General features: G+C 63.3%; 18 protein-coding genes. 12 read left to right on the top strand and 6 right to left on the bottom strand.

The window, feature by feature from the left end:
• Positions 1 to 16 precede the first annotated feature (16 nt).
• A complete protein-coding gene (locus Q5Z11_RS01130; RefSeq protein WP_303748324.1) occupies positions 17 to 868 on the bottom strand; it encodes a DUF1838 family protein in 852 nt (283 codons plus the stop codon).
• A gap of 463 nt (positions 869 to 1,331) precedes the next feature.
• Here Q5Z11_RS01130 and Q5Z11_RS01125 point away from each other — a divergent pair, with 463 nt between their 5' ends.
• From Q5Z11_RS01125 to Q5Z11_RS01105, 5 genes are all read left to right on the top strand, one after another.
• Positions 1,332 to 2,519, top strand: a complete 1,188-nt coding sequence (locus tag Q5Z11_RS01125) for a class I SAM-dependent methyltransferase (RefSeq protein ID WP_303748323.1) — start codon at positions 1,332 to 1,334, stop codon at positions 2,517 to 2,519.
• Entirely contained in the window at positions 2,516 to 2,875 is a 360-nt protein-coding gene (locus Q5Z11_RS01120) for a hypothetical protein (protein WP_303748322.1), read from the top strand. Before Q5Z11_RS01125 ends, Q5Z11_RS01120 begins: the two co-directional genes overlap by 4 nt.
• A gap of 45 nt (positions 2,876 to 2,920) precedes the next feature.
• Positions 2,921 to 3,427 carry a hypothetical protein gene (locus tag Q5Z11_RS01115; protein WP_303748321.1) on the top strand — a complete coding sequence of 169 codons (507 nt, stop codon included), beginning with the start codon at positions 2,921 to 2,923 and terminating at the stop codon, positions 3,425 to 3,427.
• 326 nt (positions 3,428 to 3,753) lie between these two features.
• A complete protein-coding gene (locus Q5Z11_RS01110; RefSeq protein ID WP_303748320.1) occupies positions 3,754 to 4,896 on the top strand; it encodes a nitrilase-related carbon-nitrogen hydrolase in 1,143 nt (380 codons plus the stop codon).
• 253 nt (positions 4,897 to 5,149) lie between these two features.
• Entirely contained in the window at positions 5,150 to 5,719 is a 570-nt protein-coding gene (locus tag Q5Z11_RS01105; RefSeq protein WP_303748319.1) for a hypothetical protein, read from the top strand.
• 60 nt (positions 5,720 to 5,779) lie between these two features.
• On the opposite strand, the gene Q5Z11_RS01100 is transcribed toward Q5Z11_RS01105, so the two are convergent.
• The gene (locus Q5Z11_RS01100; protein WP_303748318.1) at positions 5,780 to 6,517 is read right to left on the bottom strand and encodes a hypothetical protein; all 738 of its coding nucleotides are present in this window, start codon (positions 6,515 to 6,517) and stop codon (positions 5,780 to 5,782) included.
• Positions 6,518 to 6,652: 135 nt separating this feature from the next.
• On the opposite strand from Q5Z11_RS01100, the gene Q5Z11_RS01095 reads away from it, so the two are divergent.
• The 7 genes from Q5Z11_RS01095 to Q5Z11_RS01065 all read left to right on the top strand — a co-directional run bounded on the left by Q5Z11_RS01095 (position 6,653) and on the right by Q5Z11_RS01065 (position 13,082).
• The gene (locus Q5Z11_RS01095; protein ID WP_303749943.1) at positions 6,653 to 8,035 is read left to right on the top strand and encodes an amino acid permease; all 1,383 of its coding nucleotides are present in this window, start codon (positions 6,653 to 6,655) and stop codon (positions 8,033 to 8,035) included.
• Positions 8,036 to 8,128: 93 nt separating this feature from the next.
• Positions 8,129 to 8,713 (top strand): YdeI/OmpD-associated family protein, encoded by a 585-nt coding sequence (locus tag Q5Z11_RS01090; RefSeq protein ID WP_303748317.1) that lies wholly within the window; start codon positions 8,129 to 8,131, stop codon positions 8,711 to 8,713.
• 63 nt (positions 8,714 to 8,776) lie between these two features.
• Positions 8,777 to 9,043: a hypothetical protein gene (locus Q5Z11_RS01085; RefSeq protein ID WP_303748316.1), complete on the top strand. Its 267-nt coding sequence runs from the start codon at positions 8,777 to 8,779 to the stop codon at positions 9,041 to 9,043.
• Positions 9,044 to 9,308: 265 nt separating this feature from the next.
• The gene (hmpA, locus tag Q5Z11_RS01080) at positions 9,309 to 10,490 is read left to right on the top strand and encodes an NO-inducible flavohemoprotein (RefSeq protein WP_303748315.1); all 1,182 of its coding nucleotides are present in this window, start codon (positions 9,309 to 9,311) and stop codon (positions 10,488 to 10,490) included.
• 130 nt (positions 10,491 to 10,620) lie between these two features.
• Positions 10,621 to 11,001: a DUF1761 domain-containing protein gene (locus Q5Z11_RS01075; protein WP_303748314.1), complete on the top strand. Its 381-nt coding sequence runs from the start codon at positions 10,621 to 10,623 to the stop codon at positions 10,999 to 11,001.
• A gap of 674 nt (positions 11,002 to 11,675) precedes the next feature.
• The gene (locus Q5Z11_RS01070; RefSeq protein WP_303748313.1) at positions 11,676 to 12,413 is read left to right on the top strand and encodes a 2OG-Fe(II) oxygenase; all 738 of its coding nucleotides are present in this window, start codon (positions 11,676 to 11,678) and stop codon (positions 12,411 to 12,413) included.
• A gap of 3 nt (positions 12,414 to 12,416) precedes the next feature.
• A complete protein-coding gene (locus Q5Z11_RS01065; protein WP_303748312.1) occupies positions 12,417 to 13,082 on the top strand; it encodes a LysE family translocator in 666 nt (221 codons plus the stop codon).
• A gap of 141 nt (positions 13,083 to 13,223) precedes the next feature.
• Here the strand turns inward: Q5Z11_RS01065 and Q5Z11_RS01060 are convergent, their stop codons facing one another.
• The 4 genes from Q5Z11_RS01060 to aroE all read right to left on the bottom strand — a co-directional run bounded on the left by Q5Z11_RS01060 (position 13,224) and on the right by aroE (position 17,117).
• Positions 13,224 to 13,652, bottom strand: coding sequence for a hypothetical protein (locus Q5Z11_RS01060; RefSeq protein WP_303748311.1), 429 nt, complete (start codon positions 13,650 to 13,652; stop codon positions 13,224 to 13,226).
• A 77-nt stretch (positions 13,653 to 13,729) separates the two neighbouring features.
• Complete coding sequence (gene dinG / locus Q5Z11_RS01055; protein WP_303748310.1) at positions 13,730 to 15,829, bottom strand: ATP-dependent DNA helicase DinG; 2,100 nt, start codon at positions 15,827 to 15,829, stop codon at positions 13,730 to 13,732.
• Positions 15,830 to 15,903: 74 nt separating this feature from the next.
• Positions 15,904 to 16,260 (bottom strand): hypothetical protein, encoded by a 357-nt coding sequence (locus tag Q5Z11_RS01050; RefSeq protein ID WP_303748309.1) that lies wholly within the window; start codon positions 16,258 to 16,260, stop codon positions 15,904 to 15,906.
• 8 nt (positions 16,261 to 16,268) lie between these two features.
• Positions 16,269 to 17,117, bottom strand: a complete 849-nt coding sequence (aroE, locus tag Q5Z11_RS01045; RefSeq protein WP_303748308.1) for a shikimate dehydrogenase — start codon at positions 17,115 to 17,117, stop codon at positions 16,269 to 16,271.
• Positions 17,118 to 17,132: the final 15 nt, after the last annotated feature.

Genomic DNA, 17,132 nt, shown 5'->3' with positions numbered 1-17,132 from the left:
CCAGTGCTTCCGTACTTCAGTCCTGCTTTTTCGCCGCCGCGCCCTGCTTGAGCTGCTTGTAGTAGCTCCAGCTGGTGACGTTGGGCTGCACCCAGGTTTCGGGTGCGCGTGCATATTCCGGGTAGCGGCTACGCACGAGTTGCTGGATGTCGGCCGGCAGCTCATCGACCGAGCTGCGCTTGTTGCCCTGCGCGATGTACAGCAGGTTGCCCGGGCGCATGCCCAGCTTCATCCACGGCAACCACGGCCCGACGCGGGTCCAGCCGTAGGTCACCGGCACGCTCTTCAGTGCTGGATTCTCGAGGTCGGCGCGCGGCGCGAAGAACATGAAATGTTCCGAGCCCATGTAGGTCGGCCCGGTCGATTCGGCCGGGAATTCCGTAGGCTGCAGCGGGTTGGGATAGGCCAGCGGAATGTTGAGGGTCAGCATCACCTGGTCACCTGCTTCCACCCATGGCAAGTGCATCGGGCGGCCCGGTGCGTTGATCACGGTGTTGACCGGATCGTTGGCTACCTGCAGTACCTCATTGCGCTCGCCGGATAGCGGGTTGTCCCAGCTGTCGATGATCTTGCCGGTAGCCAGGTCGCGGTAGAAGGTGAGCTCGCGGGTGTACAGCCGCCACACGCCATCTGCCTGCTTCTCGGCACGGCAGATGTTGTAGCCCTCGAAGCCCATCAGCGGCGCGGCTTTCTTGCCCGGCTCCTGTGCGAACAGCGTGCCGGCCCACCACAGGATCTCTTCCTGCTTGGGGTCCAGCGAGCAACGCAGCTTGACCATCGCCTCGACGCTGCCTTGTTCGGACTGCAGATCCAGCGCTTTTGCCTGTGGCGAAAGTGCGATTGCGGCAGCCAGCAAAACCGATGACATTCGAATCACGTCCAACCCCCGGTTGAAGTGGAGCGATGAAGCCGATGCGCCGGCCTGCTCCGGACCACGGAAGACAGGCCTGTTGACCCATCCAAGATGACATATAGCTATATCATTAGTACATGAATGTCCAATCATTTGTAACACCTATTCCGCGAATGCCACAGCCATGCTGGCGCGCCTGAAAACGACACGGCGGCCGCCGCTGGCGGGACTGCGCAGGATGTTGCTTCGCACCAGAAACCCTTCTGCCAGCGGCATGAAAGACGGCACTGGCTTTTTGTCCGGACATTTGAGAGATTCGGGATTCTGCCGGTCACTGCATGCACGATCGGCTGGGTTTGCAGGGCCGCCGCCTACGCAATGACATCCGCGCGGCTGGTATCAGCCCACCACTTGACCCTGCACTGATCGCCATGACATATAGATATAACTTTAGAACTTGAAGCCACCAGGAGTTGCCATGAGCCAGCAAGCCCTGCCACCGAGTTGGCAACACGTGGGCCGCCACGCGGTGTTCCCTGACAGCGCGCTGGATGACACCGCACGCTTCGACTTCCTCGCCAACCTCAATGGCTACCTGGCGACGCAACTCAGTCCGAAGGTCAAGCTGGCCTACGAGCAGCGGGTGAAGCCGGCCTTCGAGAAAGAAAAGGGGCGCGCCCCCGAAACCCGCCACGAAGTCCGCAAGGCCATGGCCAACGACGGCATCTACCAGACCTGGAGCGCCCTGCGCCGCAGCAGCATGGAAATGCGCCAGCAGGCCGGTCGCGGCCTGGTGCTCAAGCAGGTGGATGCGCTGATCGAGAAGACCCGCGCACTCAACGCCAGCGACGACGGCCTGCAGCTGGATGCGTTGGTAAAGGTGCCGCGCTATTCCAGCGCGGTCGACATCCATTGCATGCCGGGCGGGTACCACACCGAACTGCTGGCCGATGACGTGTCCGCCGCCGCCAACTACGACTGCGGCATCTTCGCGACCACCGGCGGCATGCTTGGCCGTTACAACGACGGCGGCGGCCAGGCCTTGGCGCAGTGGCTGCAGGAGCAGCATCCTGGGTTCAAGCCACGCCGCATCCTCGATATCGGCTGCACCGTCGGGCACAACATCGTGCCGTTGGCGCAGGCCTTCCCGGATGCCGAAGTGATCGCCATCGATGTGGCCGCACCGATGCTCCGCTACGCGCATGCGCGCGCACGGGCGCTTGGCGTCAACAACATCACGTTCCGCCAGGCCAACGGCGAAGCGCTGGATTACCCCGACGGCCATTTCGACCTGATCACCACCGCCATGTTCTGGCACGAGAGCTCGTCCACGGCGATGCCGCGCAAGCTGCGCGAGATCCAGCGCCTGCTGGCCAGTGGCGGCCTCACCGCACACCTGGAACAGCCGCAGTACCACGGCATGGACCCCTACGAGCAGTTCATCCGCGACTGGGATGCGTACAACAACAACGAGCCGTTCTGGAGCGTGATGCACGAGTACGACCTGCGCCAGATGATGGCGTCGGCCGGCTTCGACGCCGAGCGCTATTTCGAAACCAAGGTCCGCGGCGTGGTGGACCGGGACATCTTCCCGGTCGCCAGCGAGAGCGGCGAAGACCATGGCCGTGCCGCGCTGTGGACCATGTTTGGAGCCTGGAAAGCATGAGCATCGATCCGATCGCCTTGGCCGGCAGCCGCGCCCGCGGCAAGCGCCCGTACTTTTTCAAGGACCCGGACGTGGAGCGCGTGCTGTCCATCGCCATGGCCATCGCGATGGAGAACGCGGTGACCCATCAGCGACTGGACGCGCTGGAACGCCTGATCGAACAGAAGGGCCTGCTCAGCCGCGAGGAACTGGACAAGTTCCGCCCGGACCGTGAAGCGGAGGCGCAGCGCACGCTGTGGATGAAGGAATACATCGCCCGGGTACTGCGCATCGTGCAGCAGGAAACCGAAGCGTTGGAAGGCGGTGCTATGGACGTGCCGATGGAAGAAGTCATGGATGAACTTCGCGACCAGTAAGACGCAACAGCGTCGCCCATCAAAGACCACAACCAAGGAAAGCACATGACCGATCTGGCCAAGCACATGCCCGCCCTCGCCCGCCATGAGGGCGTCTGGGATGGCGTGTACCGTTACTACGATGCCAATGGCGACAAGATTGACGAGCACAAATCGCGCCTGATCTGCCGCATTACTGGCGACGAGAAGGCGCCGTACCACCAGACCAATCACTACAGCTGGGCGGACGGCAAGACCGAAGTACGTGACTTCCCGACGTCCTACCTGTTCGGCCGCATCATTTTCGACAATGAATTGATTTACGGTTGGTGCACCGAAATCCCGGAGGACGACCATCACCGCACCTTGATGCTGTATTGGCAGCGCAAGGGTGAGGACGGCCTGGAGCTGTACGAAATGATCCAGCTGTCCGACTGCGGCCAGCTGCGCAACCGCATCTGGCATTGGTACAAGCGCGGCGTACTGGTACAGCGCACGCAGATTGACGAGAAGTTTGTGAGCCGCGACTGGCAGAAGATCAAGGGCGAGAGCTTTTACGGCGACGCGATTTGATCTGAAGCTGCAGCTGCTGCTTGAGCCCCTCTCCCGCCTGCGGGAGAGGGGTTGGGGTGAGGGGAAGCTTCTAGCAAGCGAACCCAGCGCTTTGAAAGCTTTTGAAGCTTTTGAAGCTTTTGAAGCTTTTGAAGCTCCCCTCATCCGCCCCTTCGGGGCACCTTCTCCCGCAAGCGGGAGAAGCAACGGCACAAGCAACTGCAACGGCACAAGCAACTGCAACTGCAACTGCAACTGCAACTGCAACTGCAACTGCAACTGCAACTGCAACTGCAACTGCAACTGCAACCAAGATGATCCACGCCGCCCATCCTTTGAGGCAAGCAATGAGCAACACCCGCAGACATTTCCTCGGCAGCGCCGCCGGCCTGGCCGCACTCGGCGCTGTTGGACCCACCCTGCTCAGCACTTCAGCACCTGCACAGGCGGCCATGGGCAAGGGCCCGGACGCGCTCAACGAGCGTACCGACGGCACTTACGCCACGGTTGAACTGGCCAAGCCGGCATGGACGCTTGGACTGGTGCAATCACGCGTGCACAGCTTCGATGCCAGGGAGTGGAAGGCCGGCAGCAAGCGCAACCTGGCGCATATGCTCGAGCTCATCGACAAGGCGCACTACCACGCCAAACCCGACCTGCTGCAATTCCACGAATTCCCGCTCAGCGGTTGGCGCAAGTGGACCCGCGACGAAATCCTCAAGTTCGCGATCACCATTCCCGGTGCAGAAACCGAAGCCATTGCCGCCAAGGCACGCCAGTACGGCACCTGGATCGTGTTCGGTGCCTATGCCACCGATCCGGATTGGCCGGGCCACGTGTTGTCGATCACCACGATCATGAATGACAAGGGCGAGATCGTGGACAAGCACTGGAAGGCGCGCAACCTCAAGGGTGCGTTCCCGGATTTCGAACTATTCACTACCACCACTTACGACGTGCTTGATCGCTACGTGGAAATGTACGGCCGTGATGCAGTAGTTCCGGTGACGCGCACGCCGCTGGGAAATATCTGCACCAGCTCGACACAGCGTGAGCCGGAGCTGTTCCGGGCAATGGCGTTCAAGGGTGCCGAGGTGTTCCTGCGCACCGCCTCCGGTGGTTTCTCGGACATGGATATCGCTGCGTGCGCGATGTACAACGGCGTCTACTCGTCCATCGTCAACAACTCGATCTCGCCGGACAACGGACCGTACTTCGATGATCCGGGTTCAGGCGGCACCGCGCTTTACGATCCCAGCGGAAAGATCGTTGCCGAGGCGCAGAGCAAGGAAGAAACGCTGGTGCTGGGCCGCGTGCCGATTGCCGAGCTGCGTGCGCGCAAGCGCCAGCCTGTCGTGCACATGGATCTGTTCCGCGACGTCTACGACACCTACCAGAATGCCTATCCGCCAAACCTGTGGTCGGAGTACCTGCCCAGTTCGTTGGAAGATGCGGCGCGCTACATCCGCGGCAAGTCGCGCTGGAAATAAGCAAGGCAAACTGCATTGCTGGCGGCTGGAAAACCCGCCCTTCCGGCGGGGACGGCAACCTGCCGTAGCAGCATCCACAACGACAGCCCCAGCAGCTGGTTGGCGAGACTGAACGGCCAATCCACTGTGAACCAGTTCGCAAATTCTGCACTTGGCCTGCACATCCCCCTGCCCATACTGCGCGCAGGGGGATGCTGACCGGCCGTGGCTGGGAACGCCCGTTCCTTGTGCGCCGGAGTTTGCAATGTTGGGAATGTTCAGGAAGAAAACCGCGGGCGTCGTCATCGTGACGCTCAATGCGCGCCTGCAGCCGATGCATCGCGCAGATCTGGAGGACGCGTTCAGCGACGCCTGCAATGCGCATGATCTTGGTGCTGAAGTCATGGGCGGTGGCACCTTGCTTGCCGACAATGGCGAGGTCGCTGCCTGTGACATCGAAGTGCGCGTGGATGATCTCAGCGCCGAGATGATCGCCATGGTCGGCCGTCTGTTCGAGGCGATGCTGGCCCCGAAGGGTTCTTACATGGTTGCCGGCTCGGACTGCAAGCGCATCGCCCTGGGCCGGCACGAAGGCCTGGCGCTCTACCTCAATGGCACTGCACTACCGGCGGAGATTTACGAGGTATGCGATTCCAACCACGTGCATGACGAATGTGAGCGCCGCCTGCAAGGCATCGGCATGGTCAACAGCCACTGGCAGGGGCCCACCGAAACCGCGCTGTACATGTATGGCGAAAGCTTCGAGCGCATGCATGCGGCGATCCTGCCGTTGCTGGAAAACTATCCGCTGTGCCGGCAATGCCGGGTCGAACGCATCGCCTGAGTTGCTGCGCGGGCAGGGGCCAAGCCGTGCCTGATTCCCTGCCTGCCCGGGCGCCCGCCGCTAACGCGTCTCGTTGTCCTCGGCACCGCGCCCTGCGCCGTAACCCAGACCCGCGCCCATGCCCATGCCGGCGCCCATCCCGCCCATGCCACCGCCGGCACCGCCCTTGCCTGCGCCGCCACCGTCCTTGTCTGCGGCCTTGCCGCCGCCCTTGTTGCCACCGCTGCTGGCCGGGCGCGACGGCCCTTGCCTGGGTATCACGACCGCCGCCGGAATCACCTCCAGGTCCAGCACGCTGCGGATGAAGTCACGCAGCGACACCACCAGCTCGGCGGTGTGGATGGGGCGACCGTCGACCATGTCGGTGGCAGCGCGCGCAGCCAGCCGCACCTGGTCCTCGGTGCCGAGCAGGATCACGTCCGACAGCGCCGCTTCCACCGCATCGCGGATGCGCCGCGCACGCTCACCGGCCTCGCCCGGGTCCGGCGTCGGCAACAGCAGCGCGCCCTCGGCGGTGGTGACGGCCTCGCCCTGCGCCAGCTCGGCGGCACGTCGGCGCAGGTCACGCAGATGGCTTGGGTCAACAGTTAGGTCACCCGTAAAGGAACCGCCTAGCGTCTTGTAGGCGGCGATCAGGGTCTTGAGCCGCTCATTGATCTGGCGATTGGCAGCCTCACGCTTCTGCTGCACCGCCTGCATCACCAGCAGACGGATACCGACACCGATCAAGGTGATGATCGCCAGACCGAACAGCGTCGACAGCAGGCCCTGCCAGGAACTGAAATCCAGACCACGCATCCGCGCACCCGTTGCTGCAGGCGCACATAAGCGCCGGGACCTTCATCGTACCGGCAGCATGCCAATCCCCACCAACGGCACAGCCACTGCGGCGGGCGGACGCGGTATCGTGTCGCCCTCTTCTTGACCATGAACCTGCCGATGCCCAGCACTTCTTCCGCCCCGGCCAGCGCCCCCTCGCAGAAACTGGAACGCGCGCTCAAGCCGCGCCAGCTGATCATGATGGGGCTGGGCAGCGCCATCGGCGCCGGCCTGTTCCTGGGCTCCGGTGTCGGCATCCAGGCCGCCGGCCCGGCTGTGCTGATCTCCTACCTGGTGGCCGGCACCCTGGTCATCATCATGATGCACGCCATGGGCGAGATGGCCGCCGCACGGCCTGCCAGCGGCGCGTTCTCGGTGTACGCGGCCGACGCCCTTGGCGCCACCGCCGGCGCCACCGTGGGCTGGCTGTGGTGGGCTCAGCTGGTGGTGGTGATCGCTGCGGAGTCGGTGGGTGCCGCCGGCCTGCTCAGTACGGTATGGCCACAATTGTCGGTACCACTGACCTCGCTGGCGTTCATGGTGGTGTTCACCGTGATCAACATGATGGGGGTGCGCAACTACGGTGAGTTCGAGTTCTGGTTCGCCATCCTCAAGGTTGGCGCCATCATCGCCTTCATCCTGATCGGCATCGCCCTGCTGCTGGGCCTGCTGCCGAACGTGCCCTCGCCCGGCCTGGCCAACATCACCGGCCATGACGGCTTCATGCCCAAGGGGCTAACCGGCATCGGCGCGGCGCTGCTGGTGGTGATCTTCGCCTTCGGCGGCACCGAGATCGTGGCCGTGGCCGCGGCCGAAACCCAGGACCCGGAACGCAGCCTGGCACGTGCCATCCGTACCGTGGCCTGGCGCATCCTGGTGTTCTACATCGGCTCGATCGGCGTGATCATCGCGGTGGTGCCATGGAACAGCCCCACCCTCAAGTCGCCGTTTGCCGCGGTGCTGCAGGTGGCCAACATCCCCGGTGCCGCCACCGCCATCACCCTGATCGCGGTCATCGCCCTGCTGTCGGCACTCAACGCCAACCTTTATGGCGCCTCGCGGATGATCTATTCGCTGGCCGAGCGCGGCGAAGCCCCGCGCTGGCTGGGCCTGACCAATACCCGCCAGGTCCCGGTGATCGCGGTGCTGGCCAGCGTGCTGTTCGGCTTCGCCGCCACCGTGCTCGAACTGATCTACCCGGACAAGGTGCTGCCGGTGCTGCTCAACGTGGTCGGATCCACCTGCCTGCTGGTGTGGACCATCACCCTGGTGTCGCAGCTGATCCTGCGCCGCCGCGCCGACCGCCTGGGCACGCCGCTGCCGTTCCGCATGGCCGGCTTCCCGTATCTGACGGTGCTGGCGCTGGCCATCCTGGCGCTGATCTTCGCGCTGCTGCTGACCACCCCGGAAACCCGCCTGCAGTTCCTGTCGATGGCGGCGTTCACCGCTTTCATCGCGCTGTTCAGCGGCTTGGCAAGGCGCGCACGCGGCGCCTGACCATGCCGGAACAGGCTGTTCGCCCGCCTACGACCATGGCGGGCTTGTTTTAACGCGAAACTAACGGCAGGCTGCGCCCATCCGAGGCCAGCCATGCCAACCCCAGACCCCCGCGTAGACGCCTACATCGCCAATGCCGCCACTTTCGCGCAGCCAATCCTGCGCGAGATCCGCCAGCGTGTGCACGGTGGCTGCGAGCTGGCGGAGGAAGCCATCAAATGGGGCATGCCGGCGTTCCTGTACAAGGGCAAGCTGCTGTGTGGCATGGCCGCGTTCAAGGCACACGCCACACTGGGCTTCTGGCAGCGCGACGCGGCCAGCGGTGACGATACGGCCATGGGCCAGTACGGCCGCCTGGTGTCGCTTGCCGACCTGCCTGGCAAGCGCGAATTCACCAGCCAGCTACACGCCTCCATGCAACGTATCGATGCAGGCGTAACCCGGCCCAAAGCTGCACAGCGGGCGCCGCTGCCGATGCCGCCGGCATTTGCCGAGGCCTTGGCCGGTGCCGCCGCAGCCAAGGCACACTTTGACGGGTTCAGCACCGGCTACCAGCGCGACTATCTGGAATGGATAGGTGAAGCCAAACGTGAGAGCACCCGCCAGCAGCGTATCGCACAGGCCATCGAGTGGTTGTCTGATGGCAAGCGCCGCCACTGGAAACACGAGACACATTGACGTGGAACGCCCCAGCGATTCCACTTCCCCAAAACATCCCCCCATCAGTCCTGTTGCTACGCCATGATCGACCTAGAAGACCTCATCCAGCGCGCCATCGACCCGGCATCCGTGAAGCTGGAAGGCACCCTGACAAATCCGCCGTCCTTCGGCGTGTATGCCATCGAGAACATCGATGACGGCAGCACCCATTACCGCTTCGGCAACCATCCGGTGCGCAAGCAGGAGCTGGAAGACAAGTTCGGCAGCGCCGAGCTGGAGTACCTGTTCCTGAGCCGCGAAGACGCCGCAGCCCTGACCTCGGCCCTGAACCGCCCCGAGTCGGACTAAGCAAACCGAGGTAGAGCCGAGCCATGCTCGGCTGGAGCATTCCCGGTACCGCCTCAACTGTAGAGCCGAGCCATGCTCGGCTGGAGCATTCCCGGCAAAGCCCCTGCCGAGCATGGCTCGGCACTACAGCTGGGGCATTGCCGGTAAAGCCTTTGCCGAGCATGGCTCGGCACTACAATCGGGCGGCTTCTTGATATTAGTCATCGAGAAAGCAGGCCCGGTGCGGGGAACATGGAGCTACCCCCGAAGCAGGAAACTTCGCACCATGCTCAGCCCCACCCAACGCGACCTCATCAAAGCCACCGTGCCATTGCTGGAGACCGGCGGCGAAGCCCTGACCAAGCATTTCTACGGGCGGATGCTGAGCCAGAGCGACGTGGCGCGCCCGCTGTTCAACCCCTCGCACCAGAGCAGCGGCGACCAGCCGCGTGCGCTGGCCAACTCGGTGCTGATGTACGCCAAGCACATCGACCGTCTGGAGGCACTGGGTCCGCTGGTGGGACAGATCGTCAACAAGCATGTTGCCCTGCAGATCCTGCCGGAGCACTACCCGATCGTCGGCCACCACCTGCTGGCCTCGATCCGCGAAGTACTGGGCCCGGATATCGCCACCGACGAGATCATCGACGCCTGGGGCGCTGCCTACCAGATGCTGGCCGACCTGCTGATCGGTGCCGAGGAAGAAGTCTACGCAGCCAATGAAAAGGCCCCTGGCGGCTGGCGCGGTGCGCGCACGTTCCGCATTGCCGAGAAGGTGCCCGAGAGTGCGGAAATCACCTCGTTCCACCTGGTCCCGGTCGACGGCGGCGCGGTGGTGGATTTCAAGCCCGGCCAGTACATCGGCATGAAGCTGGAGCTCGACGGCGAGGAAACCCGCCGCAACTATTCGTTGTCGCGCGCCGCCAACGGCGTCGGCTACCGCATCAGCGTCAAGCGCGAAGGCAAGGGCAAGGTCTCCAATCACCTGCACGACAATGTGCAGGTGGGCGACACGCTGGAACTGTTCGCCCCCGCCGGCGATTTCACCCTGGTTGCCAGCGAGCGCCCGGTGGCCTTCATCAGCGGTGGCGTCGGCATCACCCCGACCCTGCCGATGCTGGAGCAGGCCCTGGCCAGCGGCCGTGAAGTGCACTTCATCCATTGTGCGCGCAATGGCCAGGTCCACGCCTTCCGCGACTTCATCACCGCCAAGCAGAAGCAGCACCCGCAGCTGCACAGCTACACCTGCTACAGCGAAGCGCTGCCGGGCGATGCCGCCGACGCCGAAGGCTTCCTCAGCCGCGAGCTGCTGGAGCAGTGGCTGCCGGCGGAGCGCGACGTGGACGCCTACTTCCTCGGCCCGAAGCCGTTCATGGCGCAGGTGAAGAAGTTGCTACGTGACGTAGGCGTGCCGGAAGCGCAGAGCCGTTACGAGTTCTTTGGCCCGGCCGCGGCATTGGAAGCCTGAGCCGCGTCATAGCAAAGTGTGCGAGGTAGGAGGCCGGCGGGGAAACCCGCCGGTCTTCTTTTTTGTGCAGCTTCGCAAGCGCCCGCGGCAGCGCTAGGATGCGCCATCGCTCACTGCCAAGGGGAAGTGCATGAACGTCTATGCCGTGGTGTTGGCTGCTGTATCGAGTTTCCTGTTGGGTGGGCTGTGGTACTCACCGGTCCTGTTCGGCCGCGCCTGGAACCGCGAGAACGGCGGCGAAGTGCCACAAGGCCATCCAGGCAAGGTGTTTGGCGTGGCCTTCGTGTTCTCGCTGGTAGCGGCGTTTGCCTTCGCATGGTTTGTCGGCCCCCAGCCAGAGCTGCGCAAGGCCTTGCTGTGCGGTCTGGTCGCCGGCTTCGGCATGGTCGCGGCGAGCTTCGGCATCAACTACCAGTTCGCCCAGCGCAGTGGAAAACTGTGGGCGATCGACGGCGGTTATCACACCGCTCAGTTCCTGCTGTTCGGCCTGATCCTGGGACTATGGCACTAAGCCCGTAGCAGCAGCTGTTGCTGTTGTTGCTCCAGCCCCCTCCTTTGCGCAAAGCGCAGGGGAGGGCTGGGGAGGGGTAGCTTCTGCAGTTTCCATTGCTGCGGCTTTCCGCCCGCGAGTGCCCTTTCGCAACAACGGATCTGACGGCAAACCCCAATGAGCCGACGTGCATCCCTGCACATCGCATTTCGGATTCTTTTCACTGGCACCTTTGCTGCGCAAGAGAGACGTGGAAGAACGCAGGCAAGAAACATCCACGCTGCCACACCACTGTCGATGACGACGTTCATTTCGCAGATCTGCTCCATATGTAGAAACAGAATTTGTCACCTGGAGCCTCGCGGGCAAAAATCCCCTCGCTTTCTGCACAGACGTTCGAAAGCACGCTCAAGCGACCTCACCTGCTGACAGATTCAACAGCCAAACAGTTGAGTGATTGCCGAGTGCTACGTAACCGCGCTCCGGCACTCTTCAACCCTGCTGGCATCGGCATGCATGCATCGAGTTCCCTGCATCATTGACAGCAAGCAAGGCGCACCAAAGCCGATGAAAGCGGTTTTCTGTCGGATTTTCAGGTACAAGCACCATTGCCGGATTGGGATCTTCAGTGACACCCAAACCTGCCATTTCAAGGAAGAAATTTGTTCATCACAACTGATCGACTGGATGATGCCGTGCTGGCGAAGGCGGTATGCGAGGAGGTTCTGGCAGTACAAGTGAAGCAGTTCATTCCCAGGGAAACCGCGACGGAGATTGGCCAACGCATCCTGGGCCAAGGATTCGACAGCTACGTCAATGCACCCGATATCGGCAGGATAGGCATGGCGCTGTACGAGGCAGAGAACATTCCTGCCCGTCTCGACGCCTACTTCGACGCAGCGTTGGACAATATCGATGCGCTCCGCAAGCGGTGCGTGCCGTACGCCTCACCCATCGATGTGCTTCGCTGCACGCTGGATGAAATGTGGCCCGCCGGTGCCCAACTGGAGCATCTGTATGGGCGCAAGGCGTATGTAGGCCTGTCGCGGATCGTCCAACCCGTGGTGGAGTTCCTCGCGCACCACGATATTCTCGCGAAGGATGCACCCGAGACCTTCCGTTCGCACAGTCTCACCTCGCAGCTGGCGGCAAACATCTACCTCACCATGCCGACAGATGGCGGCGGACTGCATATCTGGCAGTCGCCGATCTCCGCTGCGGAGTTTGATGGCATGCGCGGCGACAGCTACGGCATAGATCCATCGCTCCTCGGCAAACCGACACTGCAGATCCAACCCGAGGAAGGCGACCTTGTCCTGTTCAACTCGCGCCGCATGCATGCTGTCACACCCGGATCGGACAAGCCGCGCTTGAGCCTGTCCTGCTTCGTCGGCTACCGCGGCGTGGCCAGCCCCTTGACGTTCTGGAGCTGATGGGTGAGCGCTCACTTCCACGAATTCGTATCTTTGGCCCTCATCCACCTGCTTGCAGTCATTGCACCAGGCCCCGACTTTGCCGTCACCGTGCGGCAAAGTGTCAGGCACGGCAGATGGGCGGGGGTGCAGGTAGCCATCGGCATTGGCGCCGGCATTTCCGTGCATGTCCTCTACACACTGCTCGGCGTCGGCGCGCTGCTGCACGCCAATGCACTGCTGATGACCGCCACCAGGATTCTCGGCGCGACCTATCTGCTCTATCTGGTGTATTCGTTCCTGCGAAGTGCTGGACGTTCCAGCTCCACCGGAAAGCTCGACGATGCCGGCAACCCTGCCGCACTGGGCTGGCGCAGGTCTTTCCTGCTTGGCTTCATCACCAATGCCACCAACCCCAAGGCGACGCTGTTCTTCCTCGCGATCTTTACCACGGTGGTCAGCGCCGGAACACCGTTGAAGGTCCAGGTGCTCTATGGAATCTGGATGTGCCTGGTCAATGCCGGTTGGTTTGTATTGGTGAGCGTACTGTTTACCCAACAGGCAGTGCGTGACCGGTTCCTGCGCATGGGTGGCTGGCTGGAGGGTGCCATGGCCATGGTCTTCCTTGTTTTCGCCGGACGCCTGCTGTGGGAGGTCGCCAGCAGCCTGCCATTGCTCGTCGGCCGGTGAGCTACCTCTGGCATGCAGGAGCGCGTAGTTCCAAAAAAGCTGCCCGCGCTGTTGGATGACAAAGTTCCCTGCCCCGGCCACAAACGAAAAGTCCGGGCAGGCTGACCCATCCCGGACTCCACTGCCCCCGTACGAAGCAAGCTAGATCAGATTCGTACGCAACCAGCGCATCACCGTTTCCACCACGCCCAGCTTCTGCGGCACGTCAAGGCCGATGGCCCGCGCAAAGCCATCAGCATTGCGAATGAACGCCCGACGCGCGATACGCTGCGCCTGCTGCACCGTCGACTGCTGTCGACGCAGCTGCACGATCTGCACAGACGGCCGTCCCGGCGGTGCGAACTTCTGGTAGCGACGCAGCTCATCGGCGACAAGGCCAACGTCACTGTCAGCCTTGAGCTGACTCTCACCTGCCACCAACAGCTGCTCCAACGCCGAACCTGCGGCCGTCAGTGCTTGACCCTCGGCAGCGAACATCGCGTGCGTAGCCAACAGCGCCAGTGCGCCATCGCGCTGCTGCAGACGCTGCAGTTGCTGTGTCCAAGGGAAGGTTGCGGGAGCGGTAGCCATGGCTTTCTGGAATGATGGAAGGTGGCGAACTTTACGGGTTGGAGCAGGGTTGTTCCAGCGCAGAGCTACCCGTTTGCTCAACCAATAACCCGCTTGAACGGTGGCAGGGAATCAATGATGCGCTTGCCATACCTGCGCGTCAGCAGGCGCGAATCCAGGATGATCACCCGCCCGGTATCGGTCGAGGTGCGGATCAAGCGCCCGGAAAACTGGGTCAGTGTGCGCAGCGCATGTGGTATCGCAATCAGGTTGAACGAGTTCAAACCACGGCTCTCGAACCACTCGCTCAGCGTCGAGGTCTGCGGATCGGTCGGCACCGCGAACGGTACCTGGGTGATCACCACCGTGGTGCAGGCCTCGCCCGGCAAGTCCAGACCTTCACCAAACGAATTCAAGCCGAACAGCACCGAGCCCTCGCCTTCACTGGTGCGCTTGATGTGCTGGTCGATCATCTTCTGCTTGGCGCCGTCGCCCTGCACCAGGATCTTCTTGCGCAGCGTCGCCGGCATCAGTTCGGCCACCTTTTCCATCTTCCAGCGTGAAGTGAACAGGACCATGCTGCCCTTGTCCCAATCCAGCTCTGTGGCCAGATACTTCGCCACTTCCTTGGGATGGCGCTCGCGGTCATCCGGCGTCACCGGGAACTGCGGCACGATCAACTCAGCCTGGTTCGGAAGGTCGAATGGTGATGCCAGCGACACCATCTCCGCTTCCTCGGGAATGCCGTTGTCGATGGCCAGCGACTGGAAATCACCGCCGCCGGTCAGCGTCGCCGAGGTCATCACCACCGAGTCCACTTCGTCCCACAGCAGCTTGCGCAGCACCATCGCGGCCGATACCGGCGAGCAGTGCAGGATGTAGTCGCCATCGCGTGACATGGTTACCCAGCGCGCGATCGGCGGCTGGCCTTCCTTGTCCTCGCGGCGCCAGCCGGCCCACAGGTTGTACTGCTGCTCGACCATTTCCTGGGCCATGCCCAGGTTGCGCTGCAGGCGTTCGACCGCAGGATCATCCTGCTTGCCCTTGGCTACGGCAGAAGCCGCCGCTGTTGCCCAGTTGAGCAGGGTGCGGGTTTCGTCGGCCAATACTTCGATGGGCTGGCGCCACGATTCGGGCAGGCGGCCGTTGGCGGCGCGCCACATCGGTTCGCGGTCGTCGGGTTGTGGAATCCAGACATTGCCGATGTCATCGCGGAAGGCCTTCAGCAGCTTGCTCACGCGTGACGCGACGTCGATGGCTTCGTTCGGCAACAGGTTGCCGATCTTGTCCTTGTCCACGGCGCGGTAGGCGCCGGCAATCAGGATCTGCAGGCGGCCGGTGCGCTTGGCCATGTCATCCAGCGGCAGGTTGGCTGCGCCCTGGTCTATGGCGACGTTGCCGATGTGGTGGCCTTCGTCCAGCACCAGCAGCATTTCACCGGGCGGTGCGATCAGCGGCTGGCCGCTGTCACTGTCGCCCAAGGACAACGCAGACAACAACAACGCGTGGTTGGTGACGATGATCTGCGCATCACGCACTTCGGTACGGGCACGCAGTACCGGGCATTGCGCGGAGTACGCACAGCGACGCCCGGCGCAGGCCGAGGCAGGCGTGGTGATGCGCATGCGCAGCGTTGGGGTGACGTTCTCCGGCGCGTTGTCCAGGTCGCCGTTCCAGCGGCCTTCGATGAAGGCCTTGGTCAGCTTTTCGGCAACGTCCATCTCGATCGGCGCCAACGGCCGGTCGTAGAGCTGCACGTCGTCGCCGAACATGCCTTCCTGCACGCCCTCGCCCTGCGCCTCGGCCGCATTGCGGGTGCACAGGTAGCGGGTGCGACCCTTGGCCAGCGCAACGGTGGCCTGCAAGCCGGTGGACTTGAGGAAGTTGGGAATGTCGCGCTCGACCAGCTGCGACTGCAGGGCCACGGTGCCGGTGCTGATCACCAGCTTCTTCTTGCTGGCCAGCGCGATCGGCACACCAGCGGTGAGGTAGCCCAGGCTTTTGCCGACGCCGGTAGGCGCTTCCACCACGCCGACGCCGCCGGTGCCCAGCGCGCGCGACACCACGCCTATCATCTGGCTCTGTGAGCGGCGCGTACTGAAGCCCGGCGTGTTTGCCTGCAGCTTGCTGTAAGCATCACGGATACCGGTTTTGATGTCCTCGGTCAGTGTCCGTGGTGCTTCTACTTTTTCCGTCACGCCAACCTGCCCGCAGCTCAATCAAGGCGGGCATTTTCCCATACCCGCCCGCATTCACCGAATGCGTTGCGGTCTCAGGGTTTGCCGGGGGCCTGCGGCCGCCGCAGGGCCTGCACCAGGGCCCAGGCCAGCATGATGTAGCCGGCCGCTTCCAGCAGCGCCAAGCCAACATGGCCAATGCTGAGCAGCGCGCTCATCCCGCCCATGCTTGAATAGTTGTTAGTGGCGATGAGCACCAGCGGTATTGCCGTCAGCCCGCCGCCGATCAGGGTGACGGCCAGCAGCAGCGACAGCGCACCCAATGCCACGCTGCGCACCTTGCCACGCGGGGTATCGAGCAGCATCACCACGGCGACGCCAAGCGCAATTATGATCGGCAGGCGGTAGCCGATGGAAACCAGCAGGGTGGTCAGCAATTCAGTGGGTTCCATGCCCGGCCTCAGTCCGCGGTGACCAGCAGCGCATCACGACCGCGCAGCTCGGCATAGATCGCATCGGTCTCCGGACGCATGCCGTGCCATTGCTGGAAGCTCTCGGCGGCCTGCTCGACCAGCATGCCCAGGCCATCGAAGCTGTTGCGGCAGTTCGCCGCCCGCGCCCAGGCCAGGAACGGAATCGAGGCCTCGCCGTAATTCAGGTCCACCGCCGTGGTCATGCTGTTGACCAGCGACAGCGGCAGGTTGAAACCACTGCCCTCGCCACGTGCGGCCGAGGTCGCATTGATGATCAGCTCGAAGTCGCCTTGCTCGCGCAGATCCTCCCAATACGCAGAGATGGCGCGACCGGGTTCGCTCATCGCATCGACCAGCGCATCGGCGCGTTCGGGCGAGCGGTTGACCACGATCAGTTCGAGGATGCCGGCATCCAACAATGCAGGAGCAACGCCGCGTGCGGCACCTCCGGCGCCGAGCAGCAGCACCCGGCGGCCACGCAGGTCCAGGCCATGGCGGCCGGTGAGGTCCCGCACCAGGCCGATGCCGTCGGTGTTGTCGCCATGCCAGCGATCACCCTTGCGCAGCAGCGTGTTGACCGCACCAGCGCGGTGCGCGCGCGAGGTGGTCGTCGTGCACAGCGCGAACGCCGCTTCCTTGTGCGGCAAGGTCACGTTGGCACCCACGCCACCATCGGCGGCAAAGGCCTCCAGCGCCGCCGCGAAATCTTCCGGCGAGGCCTCGATGGCGCGGTAATCCACGGCGATGCCATGCGCCTTGCCGAACGCGGACTGGATGCGCGGCGACTGCGAATGGGCGATGGGCTGGCCGAAAACTGCGTAGCGTGGTGCGCTCATTGTGATCCTCTGCAT

The organism is Stenotrophomonas sp. 610A2, from assembly GCF_030549615.1.
Lineage (GTDB): Bacteria > Pseudomonadota > Gammaproteobacteria > Xanthomonadales > Xanthomonadaceae > Stenotrophomonas > Stenotrophomonas pigmentata.
This window is presented reverse-complemented; position numbering and strand designations above follow the sequence as displayed.